The organism is Enterobacter sp. MGH 33, assembly GCF_000534535.1.
GTDB classification, from domain to species: Bacteria; Pseudomonadota; Gammaproteobacteria; order Enterobacterales; family Enterobacteriaceae; genus Enterobacter; species Enterobacter hormaechei_C.
In genome coordinates, this window is the sequence record NZ_KI973212.1 from 3,527,434 (window position 1) to 3,552,268 (window position 24,835).

Genomic DNA, 24,835 nt, shown 5'->3' on the forward strand with positions numbered 1-24,835 from the left:
AAAATTCCCCTTTTCAGAGGAATCGCACTGGTCACAATTTTGCCAACCAGATCTCGTTTCAAGAAACATATCTGAAAATATTAATAAACAAACTTGCAACATCCCAGCTGGTCAGACCTATACTCTCGCCACTGGTCTGATTTGTAAGTCATACCTCAGACCCTACACTTCGCGCTCCTGTTACGGTATGTAACAATTATTGAATAAAAATAACTCAATGAGGTTATGGTCATGAGCCAGAAAACCCTGTTCAAACAAACTGCTTTAGCAGTTGCAGTGGCAATCGTCTCAACGTCCGCCTGGTCAGCGGGCTTCCAGTTAAACGAATTTTCTTCCTCTGGCCTTGGCCGTGCGTATTCCGGGGAAGGTGCGATTGCCGATGACGCAGGCAACGCGAGTCGTAACCCGGCACTGATCATGATGTTTGATCGCCCTACCTTCTCTGCCGGTGCGGTTTACATCGATCCTGATGTCAATATTTCTGGCAAATCTCAGTTCACCGGCGCAGATCTGAAGGCGGATAACATTGCGCCGACCGCGTGGGTGCCTAACCTGCACTTTGTTGCGCCAATCAATGAACAGTTTGGTTGGGGTGCCTCTGTCACCTCTAACTATGGCCTGGCAACGGAGTTCAATAACAACTATCCGGCCGGTGAATACGGCGGTAAAACCGACCTGACGACCCTGAACCTCAACCTGAGCGGCGCATATCGTCTGAACGATAACTGGAGCTTTGGTCTGGGCTTTGATGCTGTCTACGCCGATGCAAAAATCGAGCGTTACTCCGGGGAGCAAACTGCTGCACTGCCGAAAAACAGCAATAAAATTGCCAGCCTGAAAGGTGATGAATGGGGTTACGGCTGGAACGCCGGTATCCTGTATGAACTGGATAAAAACAACCGCTGGGGTCTGACCTATCGCTCAGAAGTGAAAATTGATTTCGATGGCGATTACAAAAGCGGCATCCTGAGCCCAGTCAACGGTATGGTCCCAGGCGCGGGCACCACCATTCCATGGGGTACCTCGAATCAAACCGTACCGGGTTCACTGTCGCTGCATCTGCCAGAAATGTGGGAAGTGTCAGGTTATAACCGCGTTGCGCCGCAGTGGGCAATTCACTACAGCCTCGCGTATACCAGCTGGAGCCAGTTCGAGGAGCTTAAAGCCACCGGCAGCAACGGCCAGACGCTGTTCTATAAAGACGAAAGCTTCCACGATGCTTACCGTATCGCGCTTGGTACGACCTATTATATGGATGATAACTGGACGTTCCGTACCGGCGTGGCATTTGATGACAGCCCGGTACCGGCCGATAAACGTTCTATCTCCATTCCGGATCAGGACCGTTTCTGGGTGAGTGCGGGGGCAACCTACGCGTTCAACGAGAATGCCTCTATCGACGCGGGCGTGTCGTACATGCATGGCCAGAAGGTGACCTTCCAGGAAGGCCCGTACGAGTTTTCCTCTGAAGGTAAAGCCTGGCTGTTTGGTACCAACTTCAACTACGCGTTCTAATCCCAACACGATTAAAAAAGGTGAGCATTGCTCACCTTTTTTATTTATTCCGAATCGATATCTTTTAATTCGTTCTCGATGGCTTTCGCGTTCGGATTATCTTCCGGCTTCAGCTTACCGCCGTTGGCAATAAAGTCATGGTTCTGGAAGTAGGCCTCGCGGACCATGATGTACGGATCGGAAGACTGACGCAGCAGACCATCAGAATCCAGCAGTTGCGCACGCGTTTCAATTCCTTCCACGGTCCATTTACCAATCGACAGCGGCCAGGTGAGCCATGACAGTACAGGATACAGCGTATCCACCATGTCGCCGCCATCATCACGCACGGTAAAGCTGCCGTAGAATGGCAGGTGCACATACGGACCATAACCTACGCCATAATGACCCAGCGTGCTGCCGAAACGGTGCGGCTGTTCACGCTGTAATTTCGGGTTCGCCATGCCTGCGACATCAATTAAGCCGCCCATACCCAGCAGGGAGTTCAGGAAGAAGCGGGTGAAATGCACCATCCCCTGATACGGGTCGCCCTGAAGGAAGTAGTTGACCATAACCGCTGGCTCCTCCAGGTTACTGGTAAAGTTGCTCAGCCCGTTACGCGCCGGCTGCGGAACATAGTCACGCCATGCCACGGCAACCGGACGAACCAGATATGGATCCAGCACATTATAGTTAAAGCTGTACATTGAACGGTTAAATCCTTCGAGAGGATCGGAGCGTCCCGTTTGCTCGCCAGAGCTGGCGCAGCCCACAAGCATTGTTACGCCCAGCGCAAGCGCCGACAGCCGAAGCTTCATAAATTTCTCCCTGTTCAATATGGCTATCGTTGAATGCCATCTGTGACGGAGCCTGAGATGCTCCGCCTGAAACGTGCAAGTGATTGTAACAGCACGCTTACCGATGTCTACGAGGACAATGACGACCCGCTCGCGTCATCACGCTAATTTCAGCATAGCCTGTCTTTCGGAATTCGTTTCGCTGGCAATTTTATATTGGCTTTGAAAGAGATGTCTCACCTTTATTGCCATTTTCAGCAATTTAAGAGCATCCCCACGGGGAAAGCGCTAAAAGCCGCTACGCTTAAATGAACAATTACCCCGAAGGAGCTGTTATGAAAGACATTAGCGAAGAGAAAATTGGTGAAAGCAAAGAGGAGCATGAGATTGAAAGCGAGGAGAAAGACCGGGGAGAAGAGATAGAAGTCGATGAAGATCGCCTGCCGTCGCGCGCCATGGCTATTCATGAGCATATTCGCCAGGACGGGGAAAAAGAGATGGAGCGCGACGCGATGGCCCTGCTGTGGTCAGCCATTGCAGCCGGTCTGTCGATGGGCGCCTCTCTGCTCGCCAAAGGGATATTTCACGTTCAGCTGGAAGGCGTACCGGGCGGGTTTTTGCTGGAAAATTTAGGCTACACGTTCGGCTTTATTATCGTCATTATGGCGCGACAGCAGCTTTTTACGGAGAATACCGTCACTGCCGTACTGCCCGTCATGCAAAATCCGACCCTCGGTAATTTCGGTTTACTGATGCGCCTGTGGAGCGTCGTGCTGCTGGGGAACCTGATCGGTACGGGCATAGCCGCCTGGGCGTTCGAGTATATGCCAATATTTGATGAACCGACCCGCGACGCATTTGTGAAAATTGGCATGGATGTGATGAAAAACACGCCGGTTGAAATGTTCTCTAATGCCATAATTTCCGGCTGGATCATCGCCACTATGGTCTGGATGTTCCCGTCAGCGGGTAGCGCGAAAATCGTGGTAATTATCCTGATGACCTGGCTTATCGCACTCGCCGATACCACGCACATTGTTGTCGGAACTGTTGAAATCCTTTATCTGGTATTTAACGGCACACTCCACTGGAGCGACTTTTTCTGGCCGTTCGCCCTGCCTACCCTCGCAGGCAACATTTGTGGCGGAACCTTTATCTTTGCGCTGCTGAGCCATGCGCAAATCCGTAACGACATGTCCAACAAGCGTAAGGCCGAGCTTAAGGCTCAGGAAAAAAAGGATAAAACTGCCGAAAAATCGGCGTGAACGGTGACTCTTTGACCAGTCAGGCGGCAATGCGCTTAACGAAAAGTGTAAATAACGCTATACTCTTGCCGCTTCGTCCCCTTAGTTAAATGGATATAACGAGCCCCTCCTAAGGGCTAGTTGCAGGTTCGATTCCTGCAGGGGACACTTCTGTCTTTCCTTACGCCCCCTTCCAAAGCTCCACGCAGTTTCGGCCACGCCGTTTCGCGCCGTATAAGGCTTCATCCGCCGCCTGAATCAATCGCTCGTAATCGGGATGCCCGTTGAACATCGCAACGCCTATCGAGAGGGAGAGCGGGATAATATCGCCGGTTGGGGAGTTAACCTTGATTTTTTCCACCCGCCTGCGGATACGCTCGGCAATTCGCAGCGCGTCCACCTCTGAGATTTCCGTTAGCACAATCAGAAATTCATCGCCGCCGTAGCGAAAAACGTAATCACAGGTTCGCACGTTGTCGTAGAACGCGCCGGAGACTTTTCGCAGGATCTCGTCCCCGGTATTGTGCCCCCAGGTATCGTTGATTTGTTTAAATTTGTCGACGTCAATCAGCAGCGTCGAGAGCTTTGTTCCCGCCCGGGTGGCGTGCAGGATTTCGCGTTTGAAGATGGTTGGCAGGAAACGGCGATTCAACAGGCGGGTCAGGACATCAACCCCCACCTCGTGTCGCGACACTTCGTCAAACAGTTCGCGCAAAAGCGTGATGATTTGCGAGAGGGTATTACGCATTCGCTGCAAGAATTTATCCCGCTGCGCTTTATCACTCAGACCCTGCCCTGCAAGACGGACCTCGTTAAAAAGGTCATCGAATTCCTGAATCAGACGAGAGATATGACCGGCCTCAGCGATGCCGCTGAAATAGTGCCGACCTTTATGGCTAAACCACAGTCCAAATTCAGACTGCCCCAGCGGCAGACTGTTGCCGATACTGGAATTAAGCGTGATCTTATACAGAAGCACCATTTCCCATGACAGCAGCGCCGCGGTCTGTCTCTCCTTCTCCTCTTCTGCGTTCTCCATTAAGGAAAAGATGCGATAATTTTCGTCCTCTTTCGCCGCATTGTTCTCGCTAAATACATAGGCCCGCGACATCACTTCCATGGCCAGATCGATACTGTTTATCGCGTAGTGATAAATATGCAGCTTCACCTCAGGCGAATGGGCGCTGGTAGTAATGACAGGTAACAGCAGCTTTTTCAGAACACGGAAGCCCATTTCAACTAAATCAACCGAAATACCAATACGGGCATGAACATCCGCAGCGCGCTGCTGCGCCCGCATCTGCTCTTCAACCTGCTCCACACGGCATGAGAGCACATCAATAAGCCAGCGACGAAGCGCCTCCTGAAGCTGCCTCTCCACCTGTTCGGTGGTCAGGAATTCAGCTGCCGATGGATCTGCCAGCACAACACGATAGAATTCAGCGACCAGTGGCATTGCATTATCCCTGGCAAGCTCAGTCGCAAGCCGATGCACATCGGGATCGGTTTCATTAATCAGCTTCACCCACTCTTCTTTCACCGTTTGCAGGTAGGTTTCCATGGTCTGCACCTTCAGGAGACATGCGGGAACGCAGATTTAACAATAGCAAAATCAAACCACTCCGCAATTGCCGCTTTTTTAAACAAAAACGAGTGATAGCTCATAATGTATAACGGTGCTACATTATGCCGCCCACCCAAGTCAGCAATGGCCAGGCAACGTCGTAAAGAACGGTAAAGCCTGCAACCATGACCTCGTCCTACGGTCTCAATGGCACGTGGTATCGCGAAGTCTGCGCTACCTTCACAGGCTTCACATAGGTTCCACTATTTTGTCTCAATCCAAATTTCAGCGGGCGTTTCTGCACCCGCGCTACTGGTTTACATGGTTCGGCCTTGGCGTGCTTTGGCTGCTGGTTCAACTTCCATATCCCGTGATCCGTTTCCTGGGTTCTAAGCTCGGCAGCGCATCGCGTTACTTTCTTAAGCGTCGTGAATCCATTGCCCGAAAAAATCTCGAACTTTGCTTTCCGCATTACAATGCCCAGCAGCGCGAAACGCTGATTGCGGAAAACTTTAAATCTATCGGTATGGCGCTGCTTGAAACCGGTATGGCCTGGTTCTGGCCAGACGAGCGTGTCCGTAAATGGTTTGACGTGGAAGGCCTGGATAACCTGAAACGTGCCCAGATGCAAAACCGCGGCGTGATGGTTGTGGGTGTGCATTTTATGTCGCTTGAGCTGGGCGGCCGCGTTATGGGTCTTTGTCAGCCAATGATGGCAACCTATCGCCCGCATAACAGCGCGCTGATGGAATGGGTACAAACGCGGGGCCGCATGCGTTCAAATAAGGCGATGATCAGCCGTAACAATCTCCGCGGTATGGTTGGCGCCCTGAAAAAAGGGGAAGCCGTCTGGTTTGCCCCGGACCAGGACTACGGTCCTAAAGGCAGCAGTTTTGCCCCTTTCTTTGCGGTTAAAGATGTCGCTACGACGAACGGTACCTTTGTGATTTCACGTCTCTCAGGCGCCGCGATGTTGACGGTGACCATGGTCAGAAAAGCGGATAAGTCAGGCTATCGTCTGCATATCTCCCCAGAGATGGCGAACTATCCTGAAGATGAGAGTGAAGCCGCGACCTTTATCAATAAGGTGATTGAGTTTGAAATTATGCGTGCGCCTGAGCAGTATCTGTGGATGCACCGCCGCTTTAAAACCCGCCCCCTGGGCGAAGCCTCGCTCTATATCTGACCCCTTTCGAAGGTTAGTTTCGCTAAGAAACTAACCTTTTCAAACACCTGTAATCGCAGTGCGTAACGGCTTTTTCGACCGTCGCTCAACAGGCATTTATTGCGTACCGAAATCAAACTGTCGCCGCTCCACGACACTCGTAAGTGTAGGAAATTATTTAAAAAAATGCCTCTTGTCACTCCTGAAATTTAGGCGTACATTAGCGCCGTCTGGCGACAGGAAAGCACAGAATTCAGAGCTGAAGTTAGCGACGTCACGGGATAATTCCGATTTCCCCTTTCGCATGATTTCAACTCTCTATACTCAGTTGGACTCTGTTTTTTTAATGCGTACCGGAAGATACGCGGAGCGATGAAACGTGAAATATTTCTTTATGGGCATTTCGGTTATTGTTTTAGTTTGGGCCGGAACGTTTGCTCTGATGATCTAGTTAAGAAAATGCAGTCAAAAAAACAGGCGCCGTTGGCGCCTGTTTTTTTGTTGTCCGTTACGACTCGGGTTGTTCCGCAACGCTCTTCGCTGCAAGCAGGCCATCCGCGCGGAACATGCTTTTAATGCCCCGCACTGCCTGACGGATACGGTCGCTGTTTTCAATCAGCGCGAAACGCACGTGCGTGTCACCGTAGTCACCAAAGCCAATGCCTGGAGAGACGCAAACCTTCGCGTCCTGAAGCAGTTTTTTGGCAAATTCCAGAGAACCCATCGCCGCATACGGCTCAGGAATTTTCGCCCAGACGTACATAGAGGCTTTAGGCATTTCCACCATCCAGCCTGCTTCATGAAGCCCTTTTACCAGCACATCACGGCGGCGTTTATACTGAGCGGCAATATCGAGCACGCATTGCTGATCCCTTTCCAGCGCCGCGATGGCCGCGACCTGTAACGGCGTAAAGGTGCCATAGTCATGGTAGCTTTTAATACGCGCCAGGGCGCTCACCAGCGTTTTGTTTCCCACCATAAAACCAATTCGCCAGCCCGCCATGTTGTAGCTTTTCGACAGGGTGAAAAACTCAACCGCCACATCACGGGCACCCGGTACCTGCATAATTGACGGCGCTTTCCAGCCATCATAAACGATATCGGCGTAGGCGAGATCGTGTACCACCAGCACGTCGTAACGCTTAGCCAGCGCGACCACTTTCTCGAAGAATTCAAGTTCAACGCATTGTGCTGTTGGGTTTGACGGGAAACCGAGGATCATCATTTTCGGCTTCGGATAGCTTTCACGAATCGCCCGTTCCAGCTCGTTAAAGAAGTCGACGCCTTCCACCAGCGGGACAGAACGCACCTGCGCGCCGGCAATCACCGCCCCATAGATGTGAATGGGGTAGCTCGGATTCGGCACCAGTACGGTATCGCCGTGATCCAGCGTCGCCAGCATCAGGTGGGCCAGCCCCTCTTTGGAGCCAATGGTCACAATCGCTTCACTTTCAGGATCGATATCGACCTGATAACGATCCTGATACCAGCGGGAGATCGCCCGACGTAAGCGTGGAATGCCGCGTGAGGTGGAATACCCATGGGTATCAGGACGCTGCGCAACCGTGCAGAGTTTCTCAACGATATGCGGCGGCGTTGGGCCGTCAGGGTTACCCATACTGAAATCGATAATGTCTTCGCCGCGCCGACGCGCAGCCATTTTCAGTTCAGCAGTGATATTGAAAACATAAGGGGGGAGACGATCGATACGCGTAAAACGGCGTTCAGGACTGAATTCAGCCATAGATTCCTCAGAGTCACGTTAGCGCCCGGACCGTCCGAGCGACGCTGCCACCCGTGTGGCGTGCTTAGAAAATAACCTGAAGAAAAAGACGCTGTCGAGAGGATAACGGCAAAACAATATTTTGCGCTAAAACGGGAATGTGATTGCAGTGAAAAGCGGAACTCTTATCGCGAACAGGCAGTTTTAAGCGCTACGATTTAACACAATATTTTCAGTATCGTTACCTGACGTTTCTCCCCAAACGGAAAAGCACCGACTTTCAGTCAAAAGCCAGCAATCCCCTTTGAGAATTATGGTTTTTCCCCATTTGATAAATCTGATGGATAGCTGGTCATCAGGCCCTATGTTTTCTATCATAGATTTTTCCCGTTTTCCCAGGCCTGACCGTGCACGAAATCTTCAATATGCTCCTGGCGGTGTTCGACCGCGCGGCATTAATGCTGATCTGTCTCTTTTTCCTTATCCGCATCCGCTTGTTCCGCGAACTGTTGCATAAATCTGCCCATTCGCCAAAAGAGCTGCTGGCCGTCACGTTTATCTTTTCGATGTTTGCCCTGTTCAGCACCTGGTCCGGGGTGCCGGTAGAAGGCTCGCTGGTGAACGTGCGCATCATCGCCGTCATGTCGGGCGGGATCCTCTTTGGTCCCTGGGTAGGGATTATCACAGGCATTATCGCCGGCACCCATCGATACCTGATTGATATTGGCGGCGTGACGGCAGTCCCCTGCTTTATCACCAGCATTATTGCCGGGCTGCTCTCGGGCTGGATTAACCGCAAAATCCCGAAAAAGCAGCACTGGCGTGCAGGGATTATCGCGGGGATGGTCTGCGAAACGCTGACCATGATCCTGGTCATCGTCTGGGCGCCAACCGTTGCGCTGGGGCTGGATATCGTCTCGAAGATCGGTATTCCTATGATCCTCGGGAGCGTCTGTATCGGTTTTATCGTGCTGCTGGTGCAAAGCGTGGAGGGCGAAAAAGAGGCCAGCGCCGCGCGTCAGGCCAAGCTGGCGCTGGATATCGCCAACAAGACGCTGCCGCTTTTCCGACACGTTAACGCCGAATCTTTACGTCAGGTTTGCGATATCATCCGCCGTGATATTCACGCCGATGCGGTCGCCATCACCAATATTGACCACGTGCTGGCTTACGTTGGCGTCGGGGAGCACAATTATCGCGACAGCGACGATACCATCAGTCCGACCACCAGACAGGCGATTAACTACGGAAAAATCATTATTAAAAACAATGATGAAGCCCACCGGACGCCAGAGATCCACTCAATGCTGGTGATCCCGCTGTGGGAAAAAGGCGTGGTCACGGGGACGCTGAAAATTTACTACTGCCATGCGCACCAAATCACCTCCTCGCTCCAGGAGATGGCGATTGGCCTGTCGCAGATCATATCCACCCAACTTGAGGTTTCGCGTGCAGAGCAGCTGCGCGAGATGGCAAATAAGGCAGAGCTGCGCGCCCTGCAAAGCAAGATCAATCCCCATTTCCTGTTTAACGCGCTGAACGCTATCTCCTCTTCCATCCGACTTAATCCGGACACCGCGCGGCAGCTGATCTTTAATCTGTCGCGCTATCTGCGCTACAACATTGAGCTAAATGACGACGAGCAGATCGACATCAAAAAAGAGTTGTATCAAATCAAGGATTACATCGCGATCGAGCAGGCTCGCTTTGGCGATAAGCTGACGGTCATTTACGATATTGATGAAGAGGTCAACTGCGTGATCCCAAGTCTGCTGATCCAGCCTCTGGTGGAAAATGCCATTGTTCACGGTATTCAGCCGTGTAAAGGCAAAGGCGTAGTAACGATTAGCGTGACGGAAAGCGGTAACCGCGTGCGCATCGCCGTGCGCGATACCGGGCACGGCATCGATCCGAAAGTCATCGAGCGCGTCAAATCAAACGAAATGCCGGGCAACAAGATCGGACTGCTGAATGTGCATCACCGGGTCAAACTGCTGTACGGTGACGGGCTGCATATTCACCGTCTTGAGCCGGGCACCGAAATTGCCTTTTATGTTCCGAATGAGCGAACGCCCGTGAATGCCCCGATATCCTTGTTGCCGTAGGCCGGAGTAACAGATGAAAGTCATCATCGTAGAAGATGAATTTCTGGCTCAACAGGAGTTGAGCTGGCTTATCAAAACCCACAGCCAGATGGAGATTGTTGGCTGTTTTGAGGATGGTCTGGACGTGCTGAAATTTTTACAGCATAACCGGGTCGACGCGATATTCCTCGATATTAATATTCCGTCGCTGGACGGCGTCCTGCTGGCGCAAAATATCAATCAGTTCGCCCACAAGCCGTTTATTGTGTTTGTCACCGCGTGGAAAGAGCATGCCGTGGAGGCCTTCGAGCTTGAGGCGTTTGACTATATTCTCAAGCCGTACCAGGAGTCGCGTATTATCAGCATGCTACATAAGCTGGAAGCCGCGTGGCAGCAGCAGGCATTACCCGCCAGTGCCAGCCCGGTAGCGCGGGAAAACGACACGATTAATCTGGTGAAGGACGAACGGATCATCGTCACGCCTGTCGACGATATTTACTATGCCGAAGCGCATGAAAAAATGACGTTTGTCTATACGCGGCGTGAATCCTACGTCATGGCGATGAACATCACCGAATTCTGCAATAAACTCCCGGCCGCTCACTTCTTCCGCTGCCACCGCTCGTTCTGCGTCAACCTGAACAAGATCCGCGAAATCGAACCCTGGTTTAATAACACCTATATTTTGCGGCTGAAGGATCTGGATTTTCAGGTGCCGGTAAGCCGCAGCAGGGTGAAAGAGTTCCGCCAGCTCATGCACCTGTAGCGCGTTCCCTCTCCCGCAGGAGAGGGGAATGAGCATCAGAGGATCTGACCCAGTACCTGACGCAGATGCGCCCCGGAGCCCAGTAAGCCTGGGTTGTCGTGGACAATCAGGTAAACAGGAATGTCCTGGACATAGCTCCTGAAGCGGCCTTTGTCTTCGAAGCCGCCACGGAAGCCGGAGGCGGTAAAGAAATCGAGGAAGCGCGGCACGATCCCGCCCGCAATATAGACCCCGCCAAAGGTGCCAAGGTTCAGCGCCAGGTTGCCGCCAAAACGCCCCATGATGACGCAGAACAGCGACAAAGCACGGCGGCAGTCAATACAGCTGTCGGCCAGCGCGCGTTCGGTCACATCTTTAGGTTGCAGATTTTCCGGCAGACGACCGTCTGATTTTACAATCGCCCGATACAGGTTCACCAGGCCCGGACCAGAAAGCACCCGCTCGGCCGACACGTGCCCAATCTCAGCGCGTAGCTCCTCAAGAATAATGCCCTCTTCTTCGCTGTTCGGCGCAAAATCCACATGACCGCCCTCGCCCGGCAGGCTGACCCAGCGTTTGTCGACGTGGACCAGGTGCGCCACCCCCAGGCCGGTGCCTGCGCCGTAAACGGCAATCGGTTTGCCTTCAACCGGGGCCGTACCGCCGAACTGAATCAGATGCTCTGGTTTAAGCATTGGGATAGCCATGGAAACCGCAGTGAAGTCGTTGATAATTTCAAGGTGCGAGAAGCCGAGGTTTTTCCGCATTTCGGCAATTGAGAAGGCCCACGTATGGTTGGTCATCGCCACCCAGTCGCCGGTGATCGGACAGGCGATGGCGATACAACCGTCTTCAACGCTCACTTTATGCTCTTCCAGATAGACGCGAACCACCGCTTCCAGGCTTGGGTAATCCAGCCCTGAATAGGTTTTCGCCTGAGAAATTTCACCGCTGTTCACATCGCACAGGGCAAGGCGCGCGTTGGTGCCGCCTACATCACCTACCAAAGCATACTTTGTCATTCTTCTACTGCTCCGCTAAAGTCAGAATAAATCTTTGGGACACTGTAAATTCAAGGCGTGATAACAACAACGACCAGAAGGTGACTGCCCATGGATTATCGATCTTCGTCACATAATAACTTTACCGTTTCAGCACCTTTTGCACTATTGCCACAATGCTGATTGTGCAAAGTAACGTTAAGCCGTTTTGTACAAGGAAATCATCATGCTCCATCCGCGAGCCAGAACCATGCTGTTATTGGCTGTCCCGGCGCTGATTATTGGCGTGGCGTCGAGCCTGGTGCTCATCGTCGTCATGAAAGTGGCGGCGGTGCTGCAAACGATTTTATGGACCGCGCTTCCGGTAAAATTCGGCATCAGCATTGACTCGCCGGGCTGGATCATGATGATGCTGACCCTGACCGGGATTGCCGTAGGGCTGGTGATCCGCTATAGCCCGGGTCATGCCGGGCCGGACCCGGCACTGGAACCCTTGATTGGCGCCCCTGTCTCTCCCTCTGCTCTGCCGGGGCTTATTATCGCGCTGATTATCGGTCTTGCGGGCGGCGTAAGCCTCGGGCCTGAACATCCCATTATGGCGGTTAATATCGCGCTGGCGGTCTTTCTGGGGGCGCGTCTTTTTCCGCGCGTTGGCGCGCTGGACTGGATGATCCTGGCGTCAGCAGGCACCATCGGGGCGCTGTTTGGCACTCCGGTCGCGGCTGCGCTCATTTTTTCGCAAACCCTCAGCAGTGATCATGAAGTACCGCTGTGGGATAAACTCTTCGCGCCGCTAATGGCCGCCGCTGCGGGAGCCCTCACCACCAGCCTGTTTTTCCATCCCCATTTTTCACTCACCATCCCCCACTACGGCCAGATGCAACTCACCGATATTTTCAGCGGTGCCGTCGTCGTCGCGATCGCCATTGCGCTGGGGATGGTCGCGGTGTGGTGTCTCCCTCGCCTGCATCGCCTGATGCACAGGCTGAAGCATCCGGTGCTGATTCTGGGCATGGGGGGGTTTATTCTGGGCGTTTTAGGCGCCATCGGCGGGACGGTTACGCTGTTTAAGGGTCTGGACGAGATGCAGCAGCTGGCCTTCAGCCAGGTCTTTAGCGTCTCCGATTATCTGCTGTTCGCGCTGGTAAAACTGGCGGCGCTGGTGGTCGCTGCGGCCTGTGGTTTTCGGGGAGGTCGTATCTTCCCGGCGGTATTTGTTGGCGTCGCGCTGGGGCTGATGCTGCATGAGCACGTTGACGCTGTCCCTGCGGCGATTACCGTCTCCTGTTCCATTCTGGGGCTGGTACTGGTGGTCACGCGCGATGCGTGGCTGAGCCTGTTTATGGCGGCCGTTGTCGTGCCGGATACCACGCTTCTGCCGCTGCTCTGTATCGTGATGTTGCCCGCCTGGCTCCTGCTGGCGGGCAAACCGATGCTGATGGGATGGCGAAACGACAGGTAATCAGGCGTTATTGCGCGCCTCCAGCGCTTTGGTCAGCGCGCTCAGCAGCGGCGGAATATCGGCTTTCGGCAGCATCACCTCGATCAGCGAAAGCCGCTCATGGTGTGCCACTTTATCCAGCACCTCCGCCAGCGCTTCCGCTTCGCTGACGCGCCAGCACTCTGCCTGAGGCGCCAGGCTCAGCGCCTGCGGGATCTGCGTCCAGTTCCAGAGGGCAATGTCGTTATAGCGCTGCTCCGGCCCGTGGATGGCCCTTTCCACCGTGTATCCTTCGTTGTTAAGCACCAGAATAATCGGGCGCTGCTTGTCGCGCAGCATCGATCCCAGCTCCTGAATGGTCAACTGCGCGGCGCCGTCACCCGTCAGGACAATCACGCGTCGGTTCGGACACGCCGTTTGCGCGCCAAACGCCGCCGCCAGCGTGTAGCCAATCGATCCCCACAGCGGCTGGACGATAAAGTTCACGTCCGCCGGTAAACGCAGATCGATAGCGCCGAAAGCAGACGTTCCCTGGTCAGCCAGAATAATGTCTCCGGGGCGGATAAACGTTTGCAGGGTACGCCAGAAGCTCTCCTGAGTCAGCGCCCCTTCGATAGTCGGGAACGAAAAGCCGCTGTGATCCAATGGCGCTCGCGTATCACGAACATAGGTTTTACACAGCGCTGTCAGCGTTTCAATGGCCTCCCTCATCGGGATACCCGTAAACCAGACGTCGCCGACGCGGGACGCGTGTGGCTGAACCTCTATCGTCTGGTCCGGCGTCAGCTGGTGGGTAAACCCGGCAGTGAGCGTATCGGTAAAGCGCGTGCCAATACACAGCACCGTATCAGCCCCCTCGATGGCCTCTTTGACCGGCGCGGCGCTCGCCGATCCGCTGTAGGTGCCGTAAAAACCGCTCTGTCGTTCGTCAAAAATGCCCTTGCCCATCAGCATGGTGGCGTGTGCCATCGGCACCTCTTTCACCCACGTCTGAAGGGCCGTGCGCAGACCATGGCGGAGTACCAGGAAGTCCGCTAACAGCGCGGTGCGTTTGCTCGTGGACAAGCGCTTTTCGGCAGCCTCACGGAACGCCTGCAAGCAGGCTGAATCAGCCGGTGCGGGATTAACAGTGAGAGCGCTTACAGGGGGCGTAGCGGCTTTTTTCGCCACATCAGCGGGCAGCATCAGGTAGCCCGGACGGCGCTCCCGCAGCATAGTGGTCAGGACTCTGTCAATTTCATAGCAGGCGTTTTGTTCGGTAAGCACCGCCTGTGCAACGGTGATGGGTTCGCTCATATGATAGAAATGGCGGAACTCGCCGTCACCCAACGTATGGTGCAATAACTCTCCTCGCTGCTGCGCCGCCATACCCGGGGCCCCCACAATATGGAGGACGGGAACATGTTCAGCAAAGCTGCCCGCCACACCGTTCATGGCGCTTAACTCCCCAACGCCGAATGTCGTCAGGAGCGCGGCAAAGCCCTTACAGCGGGCATAGCCGTCTGCGGCGTAAGACGCGTTCAGTTCATTGGCACAGCCCACCCAGCAGATGTCCGGGCTGTCTATCACGTGATCGAGAAATTGCAGGTTATAGTCGCCCGGCACGCCAAACAGATGATCGGCACCACAATCTGTTAGTCGGTCCAGCAGGTAATCGGCGACGCAATAGGGGGTACGCATATTATAAGTGTCCTTCTGACGTTGACCTCACTCTGAGTATTAAATAAGCGTGAAGCGTGTCCAGAATTGGCGACAATCAGGGTCTGGAAAGAATGCTTTACGAAAAAAGCTGAGCTATGCTCATTTTCTTCAGGTTAGTGTAAACGTATACACTGATGTTTCTTTCCAGCGCCAGAGGTCTCGCCAATGGGTTATCAGCCTGACAAAAATCGTTATCAGACAATGCAATATCGCCGCTGTGGGCAAAGCGGCCTTAAGCTTCCCGCCATCTCGCTGGGGCTTTGGCATAATTTTGGCGACGCGACGTTACTCGAAAACAGCCGTCAACTTTTACAGCGTGCTTTCGATTTGGGTATTACGCATTTTGACCTTGCCAATAATTACGGCCCGCCTCCTGGTTCGGCCGAACGTAATTTCGGGCGCATTTTGCAGGAGGATTTCCTGCCCTGGCGCGATGAGCTGATCATCTCCACTAAAGCGGGCTACACCATGTGGGACGGGCCTTACGGTGACTGGGGCTCACGTAAATATCTGATCGCCAGCCTGGACCAGAGCCTCAGGCGTATGGGGCTGGAGTATGTCGATATTTTCTATCACCACCGCCCGGATCCACAAACGCCGCTACGTGAAACCATGAAAGCGCTTGACCATGTGGTGCGTCAGGGCAAGGCGCTGTACATCGGTCTGTCCAACTACCCGGCAGAAGTGGCAAGGCAGGCGATTGAAATACTGGAGGATCTGGGCACGCCATGTCTGATCCACCAGCCGAAGTACTCCATGTTTGAACGTGCGCCTGAAGAGGGGTTGCTGGACGTGTTGCAGCATAAAGGGGTGGGATGTATCCCCTTCTCCCCCCTGGCGGGCGGACAGTTGACCGATCGCTATCTGAACGGTATCCCGGCGGATTCTCGCGCAGCAAGCGGCAGTAAGTTCCTTAACCCGGAGCAGATCACCGACAAAAAGCTGGAAAAGGTACGCAAGCTGAATGCGCTGGCGGAAAACCGGGGGCAAAAGCTATCGCAAATGGCACTGGCCTGGATCCTGCGCCACGATGCGGTGACATCCGTGCTCATCGGCGCAAGCAAGACCGGACAAATTGAAGATGCAGCAGGCGTGCTTGAGAATTGTCGGTTCACGGCAGAAGAGCTGAAGACGATAGATACGATCCTGTCCAGTTCAGATTAAAAACACTTTTAGCAAAAAGTGCTCTCGTTCATGATTTAGGAGTTGAGGCGATGAAACGAATGTTTACCAACTCGTAAAATTGCGTTAACAGGTCGCACAGCGGCCCCGATCGTGAAGGAGAAGAGTATGTTCAGGTCACTGATTCTTGCAGCGGTATTACTGGCTTCGGCCCCGCTGGTCGCCAGTGCGGGCGAAATCACCCTGTTGCCATCGATTAAATTACAAATTGGCGATCGTGATGACTACGGCAGATACTGGGACGGTGGCTACTGGCGCGACCGTGACTACTGGCACCGCCATTATGAATGGCGTCAAAACCGCTGGTGGAAACACGATAACGGCTATCACCGTGGCTGGGATAAGCGTAAGGCTTACGAACGCGGCTACCGCGAAGGCTGGAACGATCGTGACGACCGCCGTGGCGGCTGGGGTCATGGAAAAGGCAGAGGCCACGGTCACGGCCATCACCATTAACAACAAAAAGGAGCCTTCCGGCTCCTTTTTCTTTTACAGGCCTGCGGCTGTGCCTATCAGCAACCACAAGTTTAACGCCACCACCACGACCACAATGGCCCACCCGGCGCGCTTCACCCACGTCGAATTCACCAGTTCGCCCATCAGCGATTTATTACTGGTGAAGATCAGCAGCGGCACCAGCGCCAGCGCAATCCCGAAACTTAGCAGTACCTGACTCATCACCAGAATGCGGGTCGGATCCAGCCCCATCAGGATCACAACAAAGGAAGGCAGCATCGTGACCGAGCGGCGAACCCACAGCGGAATATGGAAACGTACGAACCCCTGCATCACCACCTGCCCGGCCAGTGTCCCCACAACCGTAGATGAAAGACCCGCAGCAACCAGGCTTAAACCAAAAATAGTGGCAGCGGCATGACTCAGCAACGGCTCCAGCGTCAGGTAAGCCTGGTCGAGATCGGCAACCCCGGTATGCCCGTTAAAGTGGAACGCGGCGGCGGCGGTCGCCATCATCGCCAGATTCACAAATCCGGCAATGGTCATCGCGATAGTCACATCCCATTTCGAGGCGGAGTAGCGCTCTTTACTCGTCCCGCCATGCAGATTCTGGGTTAATGAAGAGTGCAGATAAATGACGTGCGGCATGATGGTCGCCCCCAGCACCCCGGCAGCCAGAAAAACGGCTTCAGAAGTGGGTAACGACGGGATCACCATCCCTTTCGTCAGCTGCGCCAGATTCGGCTGGGAGAAAATCAGCTCAACAATATAGGCGGCAGCGACGAACAGCAGCAAGCCGCCGATGACTTTCTCCAGCGGTTTTTGTCCCCGCCGCTGGAGCATCAGAATCAGGAAAGTGGCGATACCGGTCAGCACGGCCCCCTGAAGCAGGGAGACGCCCAGGATAAGCTTAAAGCCGATCGCCGCCCCGATAAACTCGGCGAGATCGGTGGCCATGGCGATAATTTCCGCCTGAACCCAGTAAAACCAAACTGCCGGACGTGGATAATGATCGCGGATTTGCTCCGCCAGGTTTTTTCCGGTAGCAATACCCAGCTTCGCGGAGAGCATCTGAATCAGCATCGCCATCAGATTGGCCCAGACCACAACCCACAGCAGTTTATAGCCGAAACTGGCCCCGGCCTGAATGTTGGTCGCAAAATTACCCGGATCGATGTAGCCAATCGCGGCAATGAATGCCGGTCCCATTAATGCGAACCGCAGCTTGCGTGCCGCTCTGCCGCTGCTACTCTCTACGCGACTATTCGTCATTTCTGCCTCTGGAAATATAGCCTTTGCTATGTTTTATGCTATCAAAATGAGAATGATTATCAAGTTCATTTGTAACGGTTAACATGATTTCTCTGATAGTCAGGAACGATAGACAGGCAGGTGGAGCAAGGTCACAGAATGTGAAAATGCGCAGACATTTGTGAAGCGTAGCACACAAACTTAACTTTTCACTCATTTACCTAACATAACAAAAGTGTCTTGTTGATCACTATTTTTGAGACTCGTCACAGGATGTAACTATAGTGTGGGCTTGATCTCGTTTTCTTTGTGCTTGTTACATAGAATGTGCACGGAAATTAAACCTGCCTCATATTTGGAGCAAATATGGACCGCGTCCTTCATTTTGTCCTGGCACTCGTTGTCGTTACTGCACTTGCATTGCTGGTCAGCACAGACCGCAAAAAAATTCGTATTCGCTATGTTGTCCAACTGCTGGTCATTGAAGTTTTACTTGCGTGGTTCTTCCTGAACTCCAACGTAGGCCTGGGCTTCGTGAAAGGCTTCTCCGAAATGTTCGAAAAACTGCTCGGATTTGCCAACGAAGGGACAAACTTCGTCTTTGGCAGCATGAACGATCAGGGTCTGGCCTTCTTCTTCCTGAAGGTGCTCTGCCCTATCGTCTTCATCTCTGCCCTGATCGGTATCCTTCAGCACATCCGCGTTCTGCCGGTGGTTATCCGTGCGATCGGCTTCCTGTTATCGAAAGTTAACGGCATGGGCAAACTGGAATCCTTTAACGCAGTCAGCTCGCTGATTCTCGGTCAGTCTGAGAACTTCATTGCGTATAAAGATATCCTCGGCAAGATGTCCCGTAACCGCATGTACACCATGGCGGCGACCGCAATGTCAACCGTTTCCATGTCTATCGTGGGCGCGTATATGACCATGCTGGAACCAAAATATGTGGTTGCGGCGCTGGTTCTGAACATGTTCAGCACCTTTATCGTGCTTTCGCTGATTAACCCATACCGTGTTGATGCCAGCGAAGAGAACATTCAGATGTCAAACCTGCACGAGGGACAGAGCTTCTTCGAAATGCTGGGTGAATACATTCTGGCGGGTTTCAAGGTTGCAATTATCGTCGCCGCGATGCTGATTGGCTTTATCGCGCTGATCGCTGCGCTGAACGCCCTGTTTGCGGCCGTACTCGGTATCTCCTTCCAGGGTATTCTGGGCTACATCTTCTACCCGATTGCCTGGGTGATGGGCGTGCCCGCTCACGAAGCGTTGCAGGTGGGCAGTATCATGGCAACGAAACTGGTTTCCAATGAGTTCGTGGCGATGATGGATCTCCAGAAGATTGCCAGCACACTCTCCCCTCGTGCGGAAGGGATCCTGTCCGTCTTCCTGGTCTCCTTCGCGAACTTCTCTTCCATCGGTATTATCGCTGGTGCGATTAAAGGCCTGAACGAAGAGCAAGGTAACGTCGTTTCTCGCTTTGGCCTGAAGCTGGTTTACGGTTCAACGCTGGTGAGCGTCCTGTCTGCCTCTATTGCAGCACTGGTTCTGTAATTCATACCGTGCAATAAAAACCGGGAGCCATCGCTCCCGGTTTTTTTTATGCCTCCAGCGCCGTCAGGGGCAGTGGTTTACCAATCAAATAGCCCTGCAAATAGTCCACGCCGAATCGCAGCAACATCTCGCGTTGTTCAGCCGATTCCACATATTCAGCCACCACACAAAGCGATTTCGTTTTGGCCATGTTGCAAATGGACTGCACGATCATCGCATCCATGCTGTCGGTGCAGATATCTTTCACGAAGCAGCCATCGATCTTAATGATATCGGCCTCCAGCCGCTTCAGGCGCTCAAAGTTGGCATAGCCGGTACCAAAGTCATCAATAGCAATGCGGAAGCCGTAATCCCGCAGCTGCTGGATATTGTTGATGCTGCTTCCCGAGTCAGAGAAAGCCTGTTCCTCGGTGATCTCAATGACGATATCTTGCGGCGCAATGGCGTAGCGTTCAAAAAGCGCGATGATCTCAGCCGCAATCTCATTTTGCATCAGCGTCAGCGGCATCAGATTAACGGAGAACCGCGTTCCGGCCCGTTCGGACGGATGGCTGCGCATCCACATCAGCAATTTTTCCACCACGTTCAGGTCAAATCGGTGGCTCAGGTTAAACTGAGCAATCAGCGGAATAAAGCGATCAGGCGTGATGATCTCACCCTCGCTTTCAAGCCTTGAGAGGATTTCAAAGTACCCTTCCCCACGCGCGTTATGGATTGGCTGGGCGTAAAGGTGAAGCCCACCGATATCAAGGGCGCGTTTTATGCGGGCCAGCATCAGCACTCTGTCCGTCGTCTGACCGGAGACATCATCCAGACTGTTGGTTAACGCCAGGACGTTGTGCCCGGCACAGGACTGCTCGGAGAGCCAGCTCAGCTGACCCAGCGTGTGATGCAGGCTTTCTCCATCCGGCACTTCACCCCAGGAGGCGCCAAACTCGATGTCGAGCTCAGTCTTGTTCCAGATAATCTTACGGCTGTTCAGATGATCAACCATATATTGCAGACGTTCAGCCGTTCCCGGACCCAGCAAGACCACTACCAGCTCACTGCCCGGCAACTGGAAGAGCTTCTCGTCTTTTTGCAATAACGGTTGCAGCGACGCGGTTATCATCTTTTTACAATGTACACGCATGAGGATGCCGTAGTGACGGCTCAGGAATTCGAGATTATCCAGGCGCAGGCAGCAGACTTTGGCCTCGGGATGGTGCTGTAAAAACACTTCCAGCGCACGAATGTTAGGCAGACCGGTGAGCGGATCGGTAAGCGCCCTCTCCTGCCACCCCTGTTTCAGCCATTCACTTTTCTGATAGATCCGCGACATGTAAAGCAGGCAGATGGCGAAAGAGATTAGCACCGACAGGATAAAGGAGAGCGAGTGGCCCGATTCAACGCCATTAAGAAAATTATAATTATAGGTCAACAGCATGAGCGCCGAGGCCGCCCAGAATAAAGAGATGAGCGCATAGTTCAGACGACCAATCCCCAGGGTGAAAAGAATGAAAACGATTGGCATCAAATAACCCGCAATAAACTGCGACTCAAAAGGCGCGCATAAAATAGCGATCATCGAGATCAACAGCATCAGCCACACAACGATAAATAACGCTTTTTTGTGACAAAAGAGGGGCTTCACGCTTCGCCGCCAGAATGTTCGGGCATAGCGAGGATTAATAATCATTCTTAACGGATAATAGAACATCATGGTGAAAATCAGGGCGGCACAAATCAGACTCTGAATATCGATAACGTTATAAATTGCAGAGCCTTCGCCGAAATAGGAGGAGATTGTCACCGGGAAATCAAATAAATATCCCGCCAGATACATCGATAATTTGATGCCCACAGGCACCATAAATCCGAGCCAGAAAATACGTATGCCAATGTACTTATTCGGTATGCTGTGTCGCCAGCGCTTGCCCAGCACCAGACGGATGACGCCACAGGCGGCGAAGACGGTAAACGTCTGACAACATAATAATACGGCAGATTGTAGTGGTGCTAAATCAAGATTATAAATATTAGTAATACTAAAACTTAACAGCAAAGGAATGATTGCCCGTCGTCCAAATAACAACACGATGGCGAGCATGGCACTTAAGGGCAACCACGCCAGATAAACATCATTTTCGCTGACGATGGCCCGTGGAGAGATATAACGAGAAAAAGGAATCGCAATCAGGCTTAGCGCCAGGGCAATCATAAATATCTTTACATTATTGTAAATTTTTCTATTCATTAATCCTGATAATCTATTTTACCATCGTCTCATTGACCGCATGGATAATAGGTTTATTAATAACACGAATCAAGTTCAGGTCTATTTATAGACTTGTTTATTGATTTGGATTGAGGTGAGGTGTAGAAAACGACGTTAATTGCAACAAAAACAGTCTAAAATATTTTACAAGATATAAAAAAACCCCCGTCTTGCGACGAGGGTTTAAATTTTGGTGGAGCTAAGCGGGATCGAACCGCTGACCTCTTGCATGCCATGCAAGCGCTCTCCCAGCTGAGCTATAGCCCCACATGTTACTTTACCTACCGCACTCTGTTGGGTTCAGAGTTTGGTGGAGCTAAGCGGGATCGAACCGCTGACCTCCTGCATGCCATGCAGGCGCTCTCCCAGCTGAGCTATAGCCCCGTCGTAAAGCTGTCATGTTGACGGGCGGCATAATATGAATTCCGCCGCAGAGTGTCAACGGCAAATTCAGCCTCCGCCTTTCAATCGCCGAAAAATCATGCAAATGAATCACTTTGAGAGCCTGCTCGCAGCCAGGAGTTAAGCTTGTCACGTTTTCACGTAAAACGGTGCTATAAAATGAACCACTAATTAACCCCACAGATATTCAGGAAATTGTATGATCAAGGAACGAATGACGCCAGAAGAGTTAGCCCTGCTGACTGGCTATAGCCGACAGACCATCAATAAATGGGTACGCAAAGAGGGTTGGATTACATCGCCAAAGCCAGGCGTTCAGGGTGGCAAAGCGCGTCTGGTACACGTCAATGAAAAAGTGCGCGACTTTATTCGCAGCGCGCGCAGGGCAACAGAGACGCCGGAACTGCCAGATAAGGCGTACCACGAGGGCTCGCTTCATGCCCTGCTCCTGACGCTGGCGAATGAAATGACGCCGGAAGAGCAAAAGCAGATGACATCGCTGTTACTGCGGGAAGGGATTACCGGCTTGTTACAACGTTTAGGGATTCGCGACCAACGCTGATATGAAAAGATTACGCAGCAAAATGACCACGGAAGAGCTGGCGGACAGTCTGGGCGTAGCCCGACAAACCGTTAATCGCTGGATACGACAGAAGGGATGGAAAACGGAGGGTATCAACGGTGTAAAAGGCGGAAGAGCGAGGGTGATATGTATTGATGCGCACGTTAAGGAGCACATCATTAGTCTTCCCGCCATTCGTAACCGTCGGGCTGTTTACCATGTGGCGGAAAGCCCTTCCCACTACGGCGTGGCAACCTCATCCAGCCTGCTTCCACAAATTATCGACTCGCTGGAAAACATGACGACTGTCGAACAGGAACGTTTGCACAAGTTGCTCGCTCGTGAAGGGTTGCAGGGTTTTCTCACGCGTCTTGGTATTGCTGAATAACAGGCATAAAAAACGGCAGGGTAACCTGCCGTTTTTTGTATTACACGAGTATTACTGCTGGCTTTCACGCTCAGCAATAAAGCCCAGCGCTTTGTTGATACGCGCAACGCTACGTGATTTGCCGATGGCATGAACGGTCACGTCCAGCGCCGGAGACTGGCCTGCCCCCGTCACCGCAACGCGCAGCGGCATACCGACTTTACCCATGCCAATTTCCAGCTCATCAGCGGTAGCCTGAATCGCGTGGTGAACATTTTCCGCAGTCCATTCGGTAATGGCTTCGAGTTTATCACGCACCACTTCCAGCGGCTGACGCGCAACCGGACGCAGGTGTTTCTTGGCCGCGTCGGCGTCGAACGCGTCAAACTCTTCATAGAAGTAACGGCAGCTTTCAGCAATTTCTTTCAGCGTTTTGCAACGCTCGCCAAGCAGCTTCACCAGATCCGCCAGTTCAGGGCCCGTACGGGTATCGATGTTTGCCTGTTCAATGTGCCATTGCAGATAAGTCGCCACATATTCTGGCTGCATGGTATTGATGTAGTGATGGTTCAGCCACAGCAGTTTATCAGTGTTGAACGCGCTGGCTGATTTGCTGACCGAGTTCAGAGAGAACAGCTCGATCATCTCTTCGCGGCTGAAGATCTCCTGGTCACCATGAGCCCAGCCCAGACGCACCAGGTAGTTCAGCAGCGCTTCCGGCAGATAGCCGTCATCACGGTACTGCATCACGCTCACCGCGCCATGACGTTTGGACAGCTTTTTACCGTCGTCACCGTTGATCATTGATACGTGCGCATACACCGGTACAGGCGCGTTCAGCGCTTTCAGAATGTTGATCTGACGCGGGGTGTTATTGATATGGTCTTCACCACGGATCACGTGAGTGATTTCCATATCCCAGTCGTCCACAACTACGCAGAAGTTATAGGTTGGCGATCCGTCAGTACGACGAATGATAAGGTCATCCAGCTCCTGGTTGCTGAATTCGATCGGGCCACGGATCTGGTCATCAAAGATGACAGAGCCATCCTGTGGGTTAGCAAAACGCACTACGCAAGGCTCATCCGCAGCATGCTCGCTGTGGTCATGGCGGCAACGACCGTCATAACGCGGTTTTTCGCCTTTTGCCATTTGCTCTTCACGCAGCGCATCCAGACGCTCCCTGGAGCAGTAGCACTTATAGGCCGTGCCTGCCACCAGCATCTCGTCAATTACGGCGTTATAGCGGTCAAAACGTTTGGTCTGGAAGTATGGACCTTCGTCCCACGCCAGATTCAGCCAGTTCATCCCATCCATAATGGCTTCAATTGCTTCCGGCGTTGAGCGCTCCAGATCGGTGTCTTCAATACGCAGCACAAACTCACCGTTGTTGTGACGTGCGAAAAGCCAGGAGTAGAGAGCGGTACGTGCACCACCGACATGCAGATAGCCTGTCGGGCTCGGCGCGAAGCGAGTTTTGATTTTCATGAAATGGCCTTACGTTATAAAGATGCCGGTAATCGGCAAATTCCGGGAAGAAAACAATGGGCAATATTCTATCACTGTGGGCCGATTCCTCAATGTCGATCACTTTATCCGGTTCGAGATTGCTGTTTTTGTTTATAAATCATGCGCCACAGTCCGTTTTGCGATCGTTTTGACTAATTTTACGACGAACGAATAAAAACTTTAGAAAATGCGTTGACTCATTTTCAACTCTCCCTATAATGCGACTCCACACAGCGGGGGTGATTAGCTCAGTTGGTAGAGCATCTCCTTTACACGGAGGGGGTCGGCGGTTCGAGCCCGTCATCACCCACCATCTACTTCGGTAGACTCGCAGTG

General features: G+C 52.8%; 20 protein-coding genes and 4 tRNA genes. 14 read left to right on the plus strand and 10 right to left on the minus strand.

Going from position 1 to position 24,835, the window contains the following annotated elements:
* Positions 1-231: 231 nt before the first annotated feature.
* Entirely contained in the window at positions 232-1,515 is a 1,284-nt protein-coding gene (gene fadL, locus L379_RS07630; RefSeq protein ID WP_017383456.1) for a long-chain fatty acid transporter FadL, read from the plus strand.
* 44 nt (positions 1,516-1,559) lie between these two features.
* Here fadL and mlaA read toward each other — a convergent pair whose 3' ends face one another.
* On the minus strand, positions 1,560-2,312 hold the full coding sequence (mlaA, locus tag L379_RS07625; protein WP_003861365.1) for a phospholipid-binding lipoprotein MlaA: 753 nt from the start codon (positions 2,310-2,312) through the stop codon (positions 1,560-1,562).
* A gap of 314 nt (positions 2,313-2,626) precedes the next feature.
* On the opposite strand from mlaA, the gene L379_RS07620 reads away from it, so the two are divergent.
* Both L379_RS07620 and L379_RS07615 read left to right on the plus strand, forming a co-directional pair.
* Positions 2,627-3,556: a formate/nitrite transporter family protein gene (locus L379_RS07620; protein ID WP_017383457.1), complete on the plus strand. Its 930-nt coding sequence runs from the start codon at positions 2,627-2,629 to the stop codon at positions 3,554-3,556.
* A gap of 75 nt (positions 3,557-3,631) precedes the next feature.
* Positions 3,632-3,703 (plus strand) — tRNA-Arg (locus tag L379_RS07615).
* Positions 3,704-3,716: 13 nt separating this feature from the next.
* Here the strand turns inward: L379_RS07615 and L379_RS07610 are convergent.
* The gene (locus L379_RS07610) at positions 3,717-5,096 is read right to left on the minus strand and encodes a diguanylate cyclase (protein ID WP_023304167.1); all 1,380 of its coding nucleotides are present in this window, start codon (positions 5,094-5,096) and stop codon (positions 3,717-3,719) included.
* Positions 5,097-5,364: 268 nt separating this feature from the next.
* Between L379_RS07610 and lpxP the strand changes: the two genes are divergently transcribed.
* Positions 5,365-6,285 (plus strand): kdo(2)-lipid IV(A) palmitoleoyltransferase, encoded by a 921-nt coding sequence (gene lpxP, locus L379_RS07605; RefSeq protein ID WP_026080619.1) that lies wholly within the window; start codon positions 5,365-5,367, stop codon positions 6,283-6,285.
* A gap of 358 nt (positions 6,286-6,643) precedes the next feature.
* The gene (ypdK, locus tag L379_RS25920) at positions 6,644-6,715 is read left to right on the plus strand and encodes a membrane protein YpdK (protein ID WP_099458937.1); all 72 of its coding nucleotides are present in this window, start codon (positions 6,644-6,646) and stop codon (positions 6,713-6,715) included.
* A gap of 57 nt (positions 6,716-6,772) precedes the next feature.
* Here ypdK and alaC read toward each other — a convergent pair whose 3' ends face one another.
* Complete coding sequence (gene alaC, locus L379_RS07600) at positions 6,773-8,008, minus strand: alanine transaminase (protein ID WP_032654380.1); 1,236 nt, start codon at positions 8,006-8,008, stop codon at positions 6,773-6,775.
* A 386-nt stretch (positions 8,009-8,394) separates the two neighbouring features.
* On the opposite strand from alaC, the gene L379_RS07595 reads away from it, so the two are divergent.
* The gene (locus L379_RS07595) at positions 8,395-10,092 is read left to right on the plus strand and encodes a sensor histidine kinase (RefSeq protein WP_032654382.1); all 1,698 of its coding nucleotides are present in this window, start codon (positions 8,395-8,397) and stop codon (positions 10,090-10,092) included.
* Positions 10,093-10,105: 13 nt separating this feature from the next.
* Positions 10,106-10,837, plus strand: coding sequence for a LytR/AlgR family response regulator transcription factor (locus L379_RS07590; RefSeq protein ID WP_015572237.1), 732 nt, complete (start codon positions 10,106-10,108; stop codon positions 10,835-10,837).
* Positions 10,838-10,872: 35 nt separating this feature from the next.
* Here L379_RS07590 and glk read toward each other — a convergent pair whose 3' ends face one another.
* Positions 10,873-11,838 (minus strand): glucokinase, encoded by a 966-nt coding sequence (glk, locus tag L379_RS07585; protein WP_003861352.1) that lies wholly within the window; start codon positions 11,836-11,838, stop codon positions 10,873-10,875.
* Positions 11,839-12,043: 205 nt separating this feature from the next.
* Here glk and L379_RS07580 point away from each other — a divergent pair, with 205 nt between their 5' ends.
* The gene (locus L379_RS07580; RefSeq protein ID WP_032654384.1) at positions 12,044-13,279 is read left to right on the plus strand and encodes an ion channel protein; all 1,236 of its coding nucleotides are present in this window, start codon (positions 12,044-12,046) and stop codon (positions 13,277-13,279) included.
* Here the strand turns inward: L379_RS07580 and ipdC are convergent, their stop codons facing one another.
* Positions 13,280-14,938, minus strand: a complete 1,659-nt coding sequence (gene ipdC / locus L379_RS07575; protein WP_017692977.1) for an indolepyruvate decarboxylase — start codon at positions 14,936-14,938, stop codon at positions 13,280-13,282.
* Positions 14,939-15,124: 186 nt separating this feature from the next.
* Between ipdC and mgrA the strand changes: the two genes are divergently transcribed.
* On the plus strand, positions 15,125-16,123 hold the full coding sequence (mgrA, locus tag L379_RS07570) for an L-glyceraldehyde 3-phosphate reductase (protein ID WP_017692976.1): 999 nt from the start codon (positions 15,125-15,127) through the stop codon (positions 16,121-16,123).
* 126 nt (positions 16,124-16,249) lie between these two features.
* Positions 16,250-16,597 (plus strand): DUF2502 domain-containing protein, encoded by a 348-nt coding sequence (locus L379_RS07565; protein ID WP_015572233.1) that lies wholly within the window; start codon positions 16,250-16,252, stop codon positions 16,595-16,597.
* A 33-nt stretch (positions 16,598-16,630) separates the two neighbouring features.
* Here L379_RS07565 and L379_RS07560 read toward each other — a convergent pair whose 3' ends face one another.
* Positions 16,631-17,869 (minus strand): Nramp family divalent metal transporter, encoded by a 1,239-nt coding sequence (locus tag L379_RS07560; protein WP_023295104.1) that lies wholly within the window; start codon positions 17,867-17,869, stop codon positions 16,631-16,633.
* A 345-nt stretch (positions 17,870-18,214) separates the two neighbouring features.
* On the opposite strand from L379_RS07560, the gene nupC reads away from it, so the two are divergent.
* Positions 18,215-19,402: a nucleoside permease NupC gene (nupC, locus tag L379_RS07555; protein WP_006811440.1), complete on the plus strand. Its 1,188-nt coding sequence runs from the start codon at positions 18,215-18,217 to the stop codon at positions 19,400-19,402.
* 46 nt (positions 19,403-19,448) lie between these two features.
* Here nupC and L379_RS07550 read toward each other — a convergent pair whose 3' ends face one another.
* The 3 genes from L379_RS07550 to L379_RS07540 all read right to left on the minus strand — a co-directional run bounded on the left by L379_RS07550 (position 19,449) and on the right by L379_RS07540 (position 22,043).
* On the minus strand, positions 19,449-21,638 hold the full coding sequence (locus tag L379_RS07550; protein WP_032654386.1) for an EAL domain-containing protein: 2,190 nt from the start codon (positions 21,636-21,638) through the stop codon (positions 19,449-19,451).
* 212 nt (positions 21,639-21,850) lie between these two features.
* Positions 21,851-21,926: transfer RNA gene (locus L379_RS07545), tRNA-Ala, on the minus strand.
* 41 nt (positions 21,927-21,967) lie between these two features.
* Positions 21,968-22,043 (minus strand) — tRNA-Ala (locus tag L379_RS07540).
* A 217-nt stretch (positions 22,044-22,260) separates the two neighbouring features.
* Here L379_RS07540 and L379_RS07535 point away from each other — a divergent pair.
* The gene (locus tag L379_RS07535) at positions 22,261-22,623 is read left to right on the plus strand and encodes a YfeC-like transcriptional regulator (RefSeq protein ID WP_015572232.1); all 363 of its coding nucleotides are present in this window, start codon (positions 22,261-22,263) and stop codon (positions 22,621-22,623) included.
* Position 22,624: 1 nt separating this feature from the next.
* Positions 22,625-23,011, plus strand: coding sequence for a YfeC-like transcriptional regulator (locus L379_RS07530; protein WP_017383469.1), 387 nt, complete (start codon positions 22,625-22,627; stop codon positions 23,009-23,011).
* A 51-nt stretch (positions 23,012-23,062) separates the two neighbouring features.
* Here L379_RS07530 and gltX read toward each other — a convergent pair whose 3' ends face one another.
* Positions 23,063-24,478 carry a glutamate--tRNA ligase gene (gltX, locus tag L379_RS07525; RefSeq protein WP_015572231.1) on the minus strand — a complete coding sequence of 472 codons (1,416 nt, stop codon included), beginning with the start codon at positions 24,476-24,478 and terminating at the stop codon, positions 23,063-23,065.
* 258 nt (positions 24,479-24,736) lie between these two features.
* On the opposite strand from gltX, the gene L379_RS07520 reads away from it, so the two are divergent.
* Positions 24,737-24,812: transfer RNA gene (locus tag L379_RS07520), tRNA-Val, on the plus strand.
* The last annotated feature ends 23 nt before the right edge of the window (positions 24,813-24,835 follow it).